We start from the raw sequence: 11889 nt of genomic DNA on the forward strand, positions 1-11889 counted from the left end.
GTCCGTTACCGCGACGGTCCGTTACGGCGACGGGCCGTTACGAGGCGGCGGCCTCCGGGTGGATCCGGTCGCGGGCGGCCCGGTACTGCCGGCGCACCCCGGTGCCGATCGCCAGGTCCTGCTCGCCCTCCGGCTCGACGGTCTCGGCCTCGGGCAGCTCCCACTGCGGCGGCTCCGGGGTGCCGGCCAGCGCCCAGGCGGCCTGCCGGGCGGCGCCGCGCGCGGCGTGCGCGCCGGGCGGCGGGACGACGACGGGGACGCCGAACAGCATCGGGGCGACGTGCCGGACGACGGGCAGCCGGCCGGCCGTGCCGAGCAGGAACACCCGGTTGATCGCGACGCCCCGGCCGCGCAGCACGTCCAGCGCGTCCGCGATGTTGCACAGCATGCCCTCGACGGCGGCCCGGGCCAGGTGCTGGGGGGTCATCGCCTCGGCCCGCAGGCCGGTCAGGGTGCCGGCCGCGTGCGGCAGCGCGGGGGTGCGCTCGCCGTCGAGGTAGGGCAGCAGCACCAGGCCGTACGCGCCGGGGGAGGAGTGCAGGGCGAGGTCGCTGAGCCCGTCCAGGTCGGTGCCGAGCATCACGGCGGTGGAGCGCAGCACCTGGGCGGCGTTCAGGGTGGCGACCATCGGCAGGTGGCGGCCGGTGGCGTCGGCGAAGGAGGAGACCAGGCCGGACGGGTCGACCACGGCCTCCTCGTGCACGGCGAAGATCGTGCCGGCGCTGCCGAGCGAGACCACCGCGTCGCCGGGGCGCAGGCCCAGGCCCAGCGCGGCGGCCATGTTGTCCCCGGTGCCGGCCGAGATCAGCAGGCCCTCGGGGGTGTGGCCGGCGGGTTCGGCGGGGCCGAGCACCTCGGGCAGCTTCAGTTCGTGGCCGAGGGCCAGCTCGACCAGGTCCTGCCGGTACTCGCCGGTGATCGGGGACCAGTAGCCGGTGCCGGAGGCGTCGCCCCGGTCGGTGGTGCGGCGCTTGGGGTGGCCGAGCAGCTGCCAGACCAGCCAGTCGTGCGGCAGCAGCACCTCGGCGACCCGGCGGGCGTTGGCGGGCTCGAACTCGGCCAGCCAGCGCAGCTTGGCGACGGTGTACGTGGGGGCGGGCACGGCGCCGATCGCGGCGGTCCAGGCGGCCGGACCGCCGAGGGCGTCGAGCAGCTTGGCGGCGGCGCCGCCGGAGCGCGGGTCGTGCCACAGCAGTGCGGGCCGGACCAGCACCCCGCCCGCGTCCAGGCCGATCATGCCGTGCTGCTGCGCGCTGACGCCGATCGCCCGGACGCCCTCCAGCAGGCCGCCGGCGGCGGCGTCGCCGAGCGAGTGCAGCCACATCTGCGGGTCGGCCTCGCCGGGGCGCAGGTCCTGGTCGTCGGGGGTGGGGTGGGGTGCCTTGCCGGAGCGCAGCACGGCGCCGGTGTCGGCGTCGCACGCGACGATCCGGGTGCTGCTGGTGGAGCTGTCTATCCCCGCGACGATGGCCATGTCGAGATCATGCCTCAGCCCGGCCCGGGACGCGTCCGGGCCGGGTGGGCTGTTGCCTGTTCGGGACGGCCCGTTGGGGCGTTCTTGGCCCTTGTTCCACCCGGCCGTCACCGTCGGGCGGTAGCCGGGGCCGTCACGGTCGGACGGTGCCCCAGCCGTCCTCCTCGTCCCGGTCGCGCTTGAAGTACGGCACCCGGTCGGTGACGGCGTTCGGCAGCCGATCCCCGACCCGGTCCGCGACCGCGCCGGCCGCCTTCCCGGCCACCGCGCCGGCCTGGTGCCGGGCCCGGTCGGCCGCCCCCTGCACCGAGGGGTTCTCGGCGATCCGCCGGGTGACCTCGGCGATCTTCTCGTAGCGCTCGCGTCCGGCCCGCGAGCCCAGGACGTAGCCGGCCGCGAATCCCACGGCCATGGACAGCTTCCACATGGTCGCAACCCTCCCTCTCCTGGCGGCCCTGCCGCCGCCTTGCCCTACCCGTTGGTCGGGACGGCGAACCGTCCGCGCCCCCAGGATCCCCGGGGTCGCGACCCCTCGCGCGCGGGCACGCCGGGCTGCGGCCCGGCCGCCCGGGGAAAGCGATTGGCGGACCACCCCCCCGAGTGCGCTAATGTATGTCCCGCAGCGAACGCCGAGGAGCCCGGGAAACCGGGGGCCGGAGCGGAAGCCGATCCCCCATAGCTCAATTGGCAGAGCAGCCGACTGTTAATCGGCAGGTTATTGGTTCGAGTCCAATTGGGGGAGCTGGGAAGGAGCCCGTTCGCGGGCTCGTTTCCCTTGCGTGGTACAGGAGTTCAGTTCAGCGATCCCCCATAGCTCAATTGGCAGAGCAGCCGACTGTTAATCGGCAGGTTATTGGTTCGAGTCCAATTGGGGGAGCTGCGCCGGCCTGACCGGTGACTGCTCAGAGCGAAGGCCCCTCGGACGACCGGGGGGCCTTCGTGTTGCCGCGCCCCGGTGTTGCGCTCGTCACGTTCCCGAGGTCCGGCGACCTCCCGGCGTTCCGGACGTCTCCGGCCCTCAGGTGGTGGCCTGCCGGTAGAGGTCGGCCACCCGCCGGTCGAAGGTCACGCTGTACGAGGTGCCCGGGGATTCCCCGCCCTCCTGGTAGCCGCCGATCACGCCCACCACCGTGCCGTTGGCCGTCACCCACGGGCTGCCGCTGGTCCCGTCGGTGTAGCCGTCGCAGTCGAAGCGCTCCTGGGTGGGGCTCTGCGAGCGGGTCCGGACCGCGCAGGTGATCGGTTCGTCGCTCTCGTTCGGGTAGCCGGTCACCGAGACGGCCAGTCCGAAGCCCTGCGCGGTGCCGATCGGGTTGCCGCCCACCGCGTCCTCGATCTGCCGGCCGTCGAGCGGGCGCACGGTGACGAAGGCCACGTCGTACTCCGGGTCCCCCTCGTCCGTCCAGTGCGGGTCCACGGTGATCGCCGCGATCGGCCAACTCCCGTACGGGGAGTATCCGTTGCGGTAGCCCGGGGTGAACACCAGGCCGTCCAGCAGGCCGACCCGGTGGCTCTGCACGCAGTGCGCGGCGGTGACCAGCAGGTTGCGCCCGGGGCTGTGGACGACGCTCGCGGTGCAGGCCCGCGGGCCCTGTGCGGAGCGGACGGAGAGGGTGCCGATCCGGTCCCGGGCCGGGGTCTGCTGGGCCACCTCGGCGGTGGGGACCGTCCGGTCGTCCCCGCCGCCGCAGGCGACGCCGGCGGCGAGCAGCAGCGCCGCGAGCGCGGCGGTGCCGGCCGTGCGGGCGGGCCGTGCCGGGCGGGGGGCCATCGGGGCTCCGTCTCGGTTCCTCGGGGCGGGCACCGGGCCGTGCGTTCCGCCGTTCGTGAGGAAGATCTACCAGCCCGGGCGCGTCGACGCCACCGGCCCCGGATCCGTCAGCCCGTGGCCCGGTCGTAGAGGGCCTGGACGCGGTCGCCGAAGTAGCTGCTGTACGAGGTGTCCGGGTTGTCGCCGCCCTCCTGGTAGCCGCCGATCACGCCGACCACGGTGCCGGTGCGGGTGGCCGGGTCGAAGTCGGTGACCCACGGGCTGCCGCTGGTGCCGCCGGTGTAGTCGGGGCAGTCGATCCGCAGCTGGGTGGGGCTCTGCTCGGTGGTGGTGTTGGAGCAGGTGATCGGAACGTCGCTGCTGCCCGGGTAGCCGGTGATCCGCACGGTGACCTGGTAGCCGCGGTTGACGCCGAGTCGGTTGGCGCCGAGCACCTGCTGCACCTGCTGCCCGTTCTGGGCCTGGACGACGGCGAAGGCGACGTCCATGTCGGGGTCGGCGTCCGACTTCCAGGCGTCGTCGACGGTGACCGACAGCAGCGGCCAGACGCCGCTCGGGGTGTCGCCCTGGCGGTACCCGGGGACGAACACCAGGTCGCTGCGCATGCCGAGCTTCGGGTCCCAGACGCAGTGCGCGGCGGTGACGATCAGGTTGAGCCCGGCGCTGTCGACCACGCTGGCGGTGCAGAAGTGGTCGCCGTCCGCGTTGCGCGTGAACACCGCGCCGACCAGCCCGTTGGGCACGTTCGCCTTGGCGGTGCGGGTGACGCCGGTGTGCTTGCCGGTCGCGCCCTTGAGCCGTTGCCGGTTCCATCCGTGGTCGTTCCCCGGGCCGGAGCCGGAGGCCGTCGCCGGCGCCGAGGTGACGGTCGGTGCGCCGCCGCCCGGCCGCGCGGCGGTGGTGCAGCCGGCCGCGGCGAGCAGCAGCACCAGTACCCCGGCCGCCGCTCCCGTCCCACGCATCGTCATCCGTCCAGGCTGCCCCGTGCGCCCCGTCCCGCGCCAGCCGGGGTCGTCCACCGGAAGAGGCGCACGTCCCGGCGCACCCAGGTGCGCCCCCGGCGCGCACCACCACTGATCGACCGGCTATGCTGCCCGGGACGGCCTTCCGGGGCCGTCTGCTGTTGCCGTGGCCCACGACCGGGCCGGCGCGGCGAACCGGGGCGGTAGCTCAGCCGGTTAGAGCAGGGGACTCATAATCCCTTGGTCGTGGGTTCGAGTCCCACCCGCCCCACCTTCTCGACCCGTCCGCAGGCGTGGAGTTCGACCGCCCGCGACGACGCAGAGTCTAGGGCGCGGCCACGTCCCGGTTCCGTGTGGCGCGCCGCGATTCACCCGAGTGCGGGCACCGGCCCGCCCGCGTCCCGGCCCGTCTCCCCGCCCGTGTCCCCGCCCTTCTTCCGCCTTGCGATCGTCCCGCCCCTGGTGGAGTGCGCGAAAAAAGTGATATCACTTTGACAGCTCAAGCACGCACCTGAACCGGGGGGAGTCGGTCTCATGACCACACCGCGTTTCGCCGTCGAGGACGGCCCTGCCATCGATCTTCCGGCCCCGAAGATCACCGAACACGCCATCACCGCCCGCTCCGGCCTGCCGGTGCTCCTGGGCGGGCTGCTCGGCCTGCTGGCCGGGGTGGGGTCGGTCATCGCCGGAGCCGTCCAACTGTCCTCCGGGAGCAAGGGGGTGGGGATCCCGCTGGCGATCGCCGGGCCGGTGCTCGCGGTCACCTCGCTGCTGCTCATGTGCGGGCTCACGGTGGTCTCGCCCGGCGAGGCCCGGGTGGTCCAGCTGCTCGGCCGCTACCGCGGCACCATCCGCACCGCCGGCATGACCTGGGTGAACCCGTTCACCAGCCGCCGCCGGATCTCCACCCGGATCCGCAACCACGAGACCGAGACCACCAAGGTCAACGACGCGGACGGCAGCCCGATCGAGATGGCCGCCGTCGTCGTCTGGCAGGTCGAGGACACCGCGATGGCGGTGTTCGAGGTGGACGACTACACCGACTTCGTCGCCATCCAGACCGAGACCGCGGTGCGGCACATCGCCAGCAGCTACCCGTACGACTCGCACGGCGAGGACCGGCTGTCGCTGCGCGACGGCGCGGACGAGGTCGCCCGTCAGCTGTCCGCCGAGATCGCCGCCCGGGTCGCCTCGGCCGGCGTGCGGGTCATCGAGTCCCGCATCACGCGGCTCGCGTACGCGCCGGAGGTGGCCCAGGTGATGCTCCAGCGCCAGCAGGCCGGGGCCGTGGTGGCCGCCCGCCGGCTGATCGTCGAGGGCGCGGTCGGCATGGTCGAGGAGGCGCTCGACCGGCTCGCCGAACGCGATGTGGTGGAGTTGGACGAGGAACGCAAGGCCGCGATGGTGAGCAACCTCCTGGTGGTGCTCTGCGGCGACCGCGGCACCCAGCCCGTCGTGAACACGGGCTCCCTCTACTAGTTAGGCGCGGAGTTGGCGACGGAACGGAAGAAGCTCCTGCTGCGACTGGATCCTTCGGTTCACGACGCACTGGCTCGCTGGGCCGCGGACGAACTCCGCAGCACCAACGCCCAGATCGAGTTCCTGCTCCGGAGGGCCCTCAACGAGGCCGGCCGGATGCCCAGCGGCGCGGCCCGGCTGCCCCGGCGCGGCCGCCCGCCCAAGGAGGGCCCGGACGGCGACGGTTCCGACCCGAGCTGACCGGGCCGCTCCACCACCTTTCGGAGAACTCGGAGGGAGACCGAGAGATGCACCGAGAGACGCACCAGGCGACGTCCCGAGAGACGTCCCGGGAGACGGACCGCGCGACGGACCTGCCCGCCAATCTGCCCGAGAAGCTCTACCTGCTGGCCTACGACCCGCGGCGCGGGCGGATGACCGGGTCGCAGAGCCTCAACCTGCTGCTGCAGGCGGCGGCGCTGACCGAACTGCTGCGCCGGGGGCTGATCCGCGAGGAGGGCCGCACGGCCGTCGCCCGGGTCCGCGAGCCCGCCGCCTCGGCGGGCCTCGACCCGTACAGCGCACGGCTGTTGGGCCGGATCCAGGAGAAGCGCCCGCACAGCTGGGGCTGGTGGATCGGCGGCGCCCGGACCGCCGGACGCGACCAGCCCGCCCGCTGGGTGCGGGACGGCCTGGCCGAGGCCGGCTGGATCGAACTGCACCGGCGCCGGGTGGCCGGGGTGTTCCCGGTCACCCGGATCGCCCCCGGCGACCCCCGGGTGCGCGCGGCACTGGCCGGCGCCGTCACCGCGGCGCTCAAGAGCCCGCTCAGCCGGGTCGACCCGGCCGACGCGGCCCTGGTCGCCCTGGTCGCCGCCGGGCGGTTGCGCTCGGCGCTCGACCCCAAGGGCCGCAGCCGGTACCGCGGCCGGATCGAGAAGCTCGCCCCGGCGGCCGGCCCCGTCCCGCGGGCGCTCGGCCGGGCGCTGGTCGCCCGCGCGGTCGGCCGGGCGCTGGAGGGCGCGGGAGAGGCCGCCGTGGTCTGACGGGCCCTCCGCGGGGGAGACGGCCCGTACGGGGGAGAGACCGGAGCCCGGTCGCCGAGGAACGGCGGCCGGGCTCCGTGCTGTCCGTCCGCTGCCGGGCCGCCCCGTCCCCGTCCCCGTCCATGCCCCCGTCCCCATCAACCGATCGGTTGATCACCGGTCAACCGCCGCCGCCGACCGTTCTGACCGGCCGGTCGATCCGCCGTAGGGCCCCCGCGCGGGAAGCTCGTTGCAGGCCGGGGGAAGCACCCCGGACGAACGGGAGGGAGCGGCGCGATGGCCGTGATCGAGGTGGCGGGACTGCGCAAGGCCTACGGGCGGCGCCAGGTGCTGGAGGACGTCTCCTTCAGCGTGCAGCGCGGCGAGGTGTTCGGCCTGCTCGGCCCGAACGGCGCCGGCAAGACCACCGCCGTCGAGTGCTGCGAGGGGCTGCGCCGGGCCGACGCCGGAACCGTCCGGGTCCTCGGCCTGGACCCGCTGCGCGACCGCGCCGCGCTGCGCCCCCGGGTCGGCATCCAGCTCCAGCAGGCGCAGCTGCAGGGCGCGTTGCGGGTCGGCGAGGCGCTGGAGCTGTACGCCGCCTTCTACCCGAACCCCCGCGACTGGCGGGAGCTGCTGGACGAGTGGGGCCTCGCCGACCAGGTCCGCACGCCGTTCGACAAGCTCTCCGGCGGGCAGAAGCAGCGGCTGTTCATCGCCCTCGCCCTGATCGGCAACCCCGAGGTGGCGTTCCTGGACGAGCTGACCACCGCGCTCGACCCGCAGGGCCGGCGCGACACCTGGGAGTTGATCCGCCGGATCCGCGACGAGGGCGTCACGGTGGTGCTGGTCTCGCACTTCATGGACGAGGTCGAGGCGCTCTGCGACCGGGCCGCCGTGCTCGACGGCGGCCGGATCGTGGCCACCGGCACCCCCGCCGAACTGATCGCCCGCTCCGGCACCGGCGGAACGCTCGGCTTCCGCCCCACCGCCCCGCTGGACCTCGGCCGGCTGGCCGCGCTGCGCGGGGTCACCGGGGTCGAGGAGCGGGACGGCCGGATCGAGGTCACCGGCACCGGGGACTTCGCCGACGAGGTCACCGGCCTGCTCGCCCGCGAGGGCATCGTCGTCACCGGCCTGCGGATCCGCGAGCACAGTCTCGACGACGCCTACCTCGCCCTCACCCGCCACGACGCCGCCTGATCCCGCCCGCCCGAGCCGACAAGGACCACCACCGTGAGCATCGCCATGACCGAGACCCGCAGCACCGGCCCCACCCGCCGCACCGCCCCGACCGTCAACGCCGTCCGCCGGCTGGCCGTCGCCGAGGCCCGCCTGTTCCTGCGCGACCCGCTGACCGCCTTCTTCAGCCTCGGCTTCCCCGTCGCCCTGCTGCTCGTGCTCGGCTCCGTCCCGTCGCTGCGCAAGACCTCGCCGGACATGCACGGCATGAGCACCATCCAGCTGTACGCGCCGATCCTCGCCGTCTTCACCCTGATGCTGCTCGGGCTCAACGCGCTGCCCTCACTGCTCGCCGCCTACCGCGAGCGCGGCGTGCTGCGCCGGATGTCCGCCAGCCCGGTCCGCCCGGCGCTGCTGTTCGGCGCCCTGCTGCCGCTCTACCTGGCCATCGCGGCCGGCTCGGTGCTGCTGGTGGTGCTCGCCGGGCCGGTGCTCGGGGTCGCGCTGCCGAAGCAGCCGCTGGGCTTCCTGCTGGCCTTCCTGCTCGCCGCCGCCGCGATGCTGTCGGTCGGCCTGCTGCTCGCCTCGGCCGTCCCCTCCGCCAAGGCCGGCAACGCGGTCGGCGCCCTCGCCTTCTTCCCGATGATGTTCTTCTCGGGGATCTGGCTGCCCCGCGAGTTCATGCCCGGCTTCCTCAACCGGATCGGCGACTTCACCCCGAGCGGCGCCGCCGTCCAGACCCTCCAGGACTCCTGGAACGGCCACTTCCCGCACATCGTGGGCCTGCTCACACTCGCCGCGTACGCGCTGCTCGCCGGCGGTGCGGCTGCCAAGCTGTTCCGGTGGGAATGATCAAGGAACGGGCCGCCGACGAGGTGGACCTCGAAGCCTGGCAGGGCCGGTTGCAACGAGCGATCGGCCCGGTCTGCTTCGGCGCGCTGCTCTTCGCCCTGGCCCTGGCCCTCTCCGCGCCGACCCCGACCTCGCGCTCCGCCGCCGCCGTCCTCCCGGCGGCGGCCGCCGCGTTCCTGTGGCTGGCACTGCGCCTGGTGCTGGACCGGCGGCCCGGCCCGGACGGCCGCGCCCGGTACGCCGAAGCCCACTTCGCCGTCCTGCTGCTGCTGATCACCGTCCTGGTCCTGGACCACCCGGCCTTCGGCTTCTTCGCCTTCACCGGCTGCCTGCAGGCTGTCCGCTACCTGCGCGGCCGGGCCCGCGCGGTCGGGGTGGCCGTCACCACCGTGCCCAGCTCGCTCGCCCAGAGCGGCGGGGTGGTGCCGCAGACCGCCGCCCAGGTCGGCGGCTTCCTGGCCGTCCTCGCCTTCAACCTGGTCATCGTCGCGGTGCTCGTGACGCTGAGCGAGATCACCGAACGGCTGAGCTCCCGCCGCAAGGCCTCCAACGCCGAACTCGCCGAATCCAACCGGCAGTTGACCGAGATGCTGGCCGAGAACGCCGGACTGCACGCCCAACTCCTCGTCCAGGCCCGCGAGGCCGGGGCCGCCGACGAGCGCCGCCGGCTCGCCCGCGAACTGCACGACACCGTCGCCCAGGGCCTCGCCGGGATCGTCACCCAGCTGCAGGCCGCCGAGGGCGCCCGCGAACAGGACGCCCCGGCCGAGCAGTGGCAGCGCCACCTGGACAACGCCGCCGCGCTCGCCCGCGACAGCCTCACCCAGGCCCGCCGGGCCGTCCACGCGCTGCGCCCGATCGAACTGGAACGAGCCGCCCTGCCCGAGGCGCTGGCCGACCTCGCCGAGCAGTGGCGGCGGCACAACGACACCGCCGCCGGGCTGACCGTCACCGGCGAGGCCCGGCCGCTGCACCCCGAGGTCGAGGTGACGCTGCTGCGGATCGCCCAGGAGTCGCTGGCCAACGCCGCCAAGTACGCGAAGGCCTCCCGCGTCGGGCTGACCCTGTCGTACATGCCCGGCCTGGTCACCCTGGACGTCCGGGACGACGGCATCGGCTTCGACCCGGCCGCCGAACCCGCCTCCCGGGCCACCGGCGGCGGCTACGGTCTCGGTCTGATGCGCCGCCGCGCCGAACGGCTCGGCGGGCGGCTCGACCTGGAGACCGAACCGGGCACCGGCACCACGGTGTCCGCGACCCTGCCGGCGATCAGCATGGAGGAGTAGAGGCGTGGACGGGACGACGATCAGACTGATGCTGGTGGACGACCACCCCGTGGTCCGGGACGGGCTGCGCGGCATGTTCACCGCCGCCCCCGGCTTCGAGGTGGTCGGCGAGGCCGGCGACGGCGCCGAGGCGCTGCCGATGATCGCCGCACTGCGGCCCGACGTCGTGCTGATGGACCTGCGGATGCCCCGGATGGACGGCGTCACGACGATCCGCGAGATGGCCGAACGCGGCCTGCCCGCACGGGTCCTGGTGCTCACCACCTACGACACCGACGCCGACGTGCTGCCCGCCGTCCGGGCCGGGGCCACCGGCTACCTGCTCAAGGACGCGGCCCGGGACGAGCTGTTCCACGCCGTCCGGGAGGCCGCCCGGGGCGCCTCGGTGATCGCCCCCACCGTCGCCGCCAAACTCCTCGGCCAGGTCCGCGAGCCCGCCCCCGACCCGGCCCGTGAAGCCCTCAGCCCGCGCGAGGTGGAGGTGCTGCACCTGGTCGCCTCCGGGGCCACCAACCGGGAGGCCGCGGCCCGCCTGTTCATCAGCGAGGCCACCGTGAAGACCCACCTGATCCACATCTACAGCAAGCTCGACGTCAAGGACCGCGCCTCCGCCGTCGCCGCCGGCTACAACCTCGGCCTCCTCACCCCCACCCGGCCCCGCTAGCGGCGCGCCGCCCGTCGCCGGGCTGGGCGGCGAGCCCGGCCCCGGGCCGGGCCGCGTCCGGCCCCGCGCTGCCGGGTGGCCGGCAGCACGGGCGTCTCACAACCGGCGCGTGTGGCCGACGACCACACGCGCCGGGGCGTCCCCCGCTTGGCGGGAATCGGCGGGCACGCCCTAGCCTGGCGGGATGCTCGAACCCGCCCTGCTGCCGACTCCGCTGGTGGACTGCACCGACGAGGTGTTCGCCCGGGCGGGGGTGGAGCTGCGGCTCAAGCGCGACGACCTGCTCAACCCGGCCGTCCCCGGCAACAAGTGGCGCAAGCTCGCGCCGAACGTGGCCGCGGCGGTCGAGCAGGGCCACACCCGGCTGCTCACCTTCGGCGGCGCCTACTCCACCCACCTGCGGGCCGTCGCGGCCGCGGCCGCCGCGCTCGGGCTGGAGAGCGTGGGGCTGGTGCGCGGCGCGGAACTGGCCGACCGGCCGCGCAACTGGTCGCTGCGGGCCGCCGAACGGGCCGGGATGCGGCTGGAGTTCCTGACCCGGGCCGAGTACCGCGAGGCCACCGGCCGGGCGGACGGCTCCGGGGCTTCCACCGCCACCGCTGCTGCGCCGTGGCGCCGCTGGGAGCCCTGCCTGGTGCTCCCCGAGGGCGGTTCCAACGCGCTCGCGGTGACCGGCGCCGCCACGATCCCGGCCGAGCTGCCCGACCTGGGCGAGCGCGACGTGGTGTGCTGCCCGGTCGGCACCGGCGGCACCCTGGCCGGCATCGCGGCCGGCCTGCCGCCCGGCGCGCGGGCACTCGGCGTGGCCGTGCTGCGCGGCGGCGAGGGCTACCTGGAGGCGGAGGTCGCCCGGCTGCACCGGGCCGCCTACGGCCGGGAGTTCGCGAACTGGCGGATCGACCACGGGCACCACGGCGGCGGCTACGGCCGGGTGCCCGCCGAACTCGCCTCCTTCGCCGCCGAGTTCGAGCAGCGGCACGGCGTCCCGGTGGAACTGCGCTACGTCGCCAAGCTACTGGCGGCACTGGCCGACCTGGCCGCCACCGGCGCCTTCCCACCCGGGACCCGGCTGACCGCCGTGGTCACCGGCCTACCGGACCCTGAGTAGGCCCCACCCGCCGGGCGGCCCTGGACCTGCCGTCACCTCGGCCTCGCGACGCACATGCGGCGAATCTCCCGGCGCGGTGCCGGGCGATTCCCCGCTGGGCCCGCGCG

12 protein-coding genes and 3 tRNA genes are annotated in these 11889 nt (G+C 74.7%); 11 read left to right on the forward strand and 4 right to left on the reverse strand.

Features of this window, described 5'->3' with window-relative positions; genetic code table 11:
- Positions 1 to 37 precede the first annotated feature (37 nt).
- Together AB2U05_RS22895 and AB2U05_RS22900 are read right to left on the reverse strand one after the other, a co-directional pair.
- Positions 38 to 1474: an FGGY family carbohydrate kinase gene (locus AB2U05_RS22895; RefSeq protein WP_369184104.1), complete on the reverse strand. Its 1437-nt coding sequence runs from the start codon at positions 1472 to 1474 to the stop codon at positions 38 to 40.
- Positions 1475 to 1607: 133 nt separating this feature from the next.
- A complete protein-coding gene (locus AB2U05_RS22900; RefSeq protein WP_045693717.1) occupies positions 1608 to 1901 on the reverse strand; it encodes a hypothetical protein in 294 nt (97 codons plus the stop codon).
- Positions 1902 to 2143: 242 nt separating this feature from the next.
- Here AB2U05_RS22900 and AB2U05_RS22905 point away from each other — a divergent pair.
- A tRNA-Asn gene (locus AB2U05_RS22905) sits at positions 2144 to 2216 on the forward strand.
- A gap of 62 nt (positions 2217 to 2278) precedes the next feature.
- A tRNA-Asn gene (locus AB2U05_RS22910) sits at positions 2279 to 2351 on the forward strand.
- 141 nt (positions 2352 to 2492) lie between these two features.
- Here AB2U05_RS22910 and AB2U05_RS22915 read toward each other — a convergent pair.
- Entirely contained in the window at positions 2493 to 3245 is a 753-nt protein-coding gene (locus tag AB2U05_RS22915) for a serine protease (protein WP_045693719.1), read from the reverse strand.
- 107 nt (positions 3246 to 3352) lie between these two features.
- Positions 3353 to 4213 (reverse strand): serine protease, encoded by an 861-nt coding sequence (locus tag AB2U05_RS22920; protein ID WP_244178681.1) that lies wholly within the window; start codon positions 4211 to 4213, stop codon positions 3353 to 3355.
- A gap of 191 nt (positions 4214 to 4404) precedes the next feature.
- On the opposite strand from AB2U05_RS22920, the gene AB2U05_RS22925 reads away from it, so the two are divergent.
- From AB2U05_RS22925 to AB2U05_RS22965, 9 genes are all read left to right on the forward strand, one after another.
- Positions 4405 to 4478 (forward strand) — tRNA-Ile (locus AB2U05_RS22925).
- Between the two features lie 263 nt (positions 4479 to 4741).
- Positions 4742 to 5686, forward strand: coding sequence for an SPFH domain-containing protein (locus AB2U05_RS22930; RefSeq protein WP_369184105.1), 945 nt, complete (start codon positions 4742 to 4744; stop codon positions 5684 to 5686).
- A 12-nt stretch (positions 5687 to 5698) separates the two neighbouring features.
- Positions 5699 to 5926, forward strand: a complete 228-nt coding sequence (locus AB2U05_RS22935) for a hypothetical protein (protein ID WP_045693727.1) — start codon at positions 5699 to 5701, stop codon at positions 5924 to 5926.
- Between the two features lie 47 nt (positions 5927 to 5973).
- The gene (locus AB2U05_RS22940; protein ID WP_369184106.1) at positions 5974 to 6711 is read left to right on the forward strand and encodes a GPP34 family phosphoprotein; all 738 of its coding nucleotides are present in this window, start codon (positions 5974 to 5976) and stop codon (positions 6709 to 6711) included.
- 276 nt (positions 6712 to 6987) lie between these two features.
- Positions 6988 to 7893: an ABC transporter ATP-binding protein gene (locus tag AB2U05_RS22945; protein ID WP_045693729.1), complete on the forward strand. Its 906-nt coding sequence runs from the start codon at positions 6988 to 6990 to the stop codon at positions 7891 to 7893.
- A 33-nt stretch (positions 7894 to 7926) separates the two neighbouring features.
- The gene (locus AB2U05_RS22950; RefSeq protein WP_208615423.1) at positions 7927 to 8724 is read left to right on the forward strand and encodes an ABC transporter permease; all 798 of its coding nucleotides are present in this window, start codon (positions 7927 to 7929) and stop codon (positions 8722 to 8724) included.
- A complete protein-coding gene (locus AB2U05_RS22955) occupies positions 8721 to 10010 on the forward strand; it encodes a sensor histidine kinase (protein ID WP_369185984.1) in 1290 nt (429 codons plus the stop codon). The genes AB2U05_RS22950 and AB2U05_RS22955 overlap by 4 nt, the downstream gene beginning before the upstream one ends.
- A 28-nt stretch (positions 10011 to 10038) precedes the next feature.
- Entirely contained in the window at positions 10039 to 10674 is a 636-nt protein-coding gene (locus AB2U05_RS22960; RefSeq protein ID WP_045693831.1) for a response regulator transcription factor, read from the forward strand.
- 184 nt (positions 10675 to 10858) lie between these two features.
- Positions 10859 to 11782 (forward strand): 1-aminocyclopropane-1-carboxylate deaminase/D-cysteine desulfhydrase, encoded by a 924-nt coding sequence (locus tag AB2U05_RS22965; RefSeq protein WP_369184107.1) that lies wholly within the window; start codon positions 10859 to 10861, stop codon positions 11780 to 11782.
- Positions 11783 to 11889 lie beyond the last annotated feature (107 nt).

Origin of the sequence: Streptomyces sp. Y1 (genome assembly GCF_041053115.1) — a bacterium.
GTDB classification, from domain to species: Bacteria; Actinomycetota; Actinomycetes; order Streptomycetales; family Streptomycetaceae; genus Kitasatospora; species Kitasatospora rubellomurina.

Excerpts from the sequence above, each read along its gene's own strand:
- AB2U05_RS22895 (WP_369184104.1), bottom strand. The coding sequence starts at position 1,474 with ATGGCCATCGTCGCGGGGATAGACAGCTCCACCAGCAGCACCCGGATC.
- AB2U05_RS22900 (WP_045693717.1), bottom strand. The coding sequence starts at position 1,901 with ATGTGGAAGCTGTCCATGGCCGTGGGATTCGCGGCCGGCTACGTCCTG.
- AB2U05_RS22915 (WP_045693719.1), bottom strand. The coding sequence starts at position 3,245 with ATGGCCCCCCGCCCGGCACGGCCCGCCCGCACGGCCGGCACCGCCGCG.
- AB2U05_RS22920 (WP_244178681.1), bottom strand. The coding sequence starts at position 4,213 with ATGACGATGCGTGGGACGGGAGCGGCGGCCGGGGTACTGGTGCTGCTG.
- AB2U05_RS22930 (WP_369184105.1), top strand. The coding sequence starts at position 4,742 with ATGACCACACCGCGTTTCGCCGTCGAGGACGGCCCTGCCATCGATCTT.
- AB2U05_RS22940 (WP_369184106.1), top strand. The coding sequence starts at position 5,974 with ATGCACCGAGAGACGCACCAGGCGACGTCCCGAGAGACGTCCCGGGAG.
- AB2U05_RS22945 (WP_045693729.1), top strand. The coding sequence starts at position 6,988 with ATGGCCGTGATCGAGGTGGCGGGACTGCGCAAGGCCTACGGGCGGCGC.
- AB2U05_RS22955 (WP_369185984.1), top strand. The coding sequence starts at position 8,721 with ATGATCAAGGAACGGGCCGCCGACGAGGTGGACCTCGAAGCCTGGCAG.
- AB2U05_RS22960 (WP_045693831.1), top strand. The coding sequence starts at position 10,039 with ATGCTGGTGGACGACCACCCCGTGGTCCGGGACGGGCTGCGCGGCATG.
- AB2U05_RS22965 (WP_369184107.1), top strand. The coding sequence starts at position 10,859 with ATGCTCGAACCCGCCCTGCTGCCGACTCCGCTGGTGGACTGCACCGAC.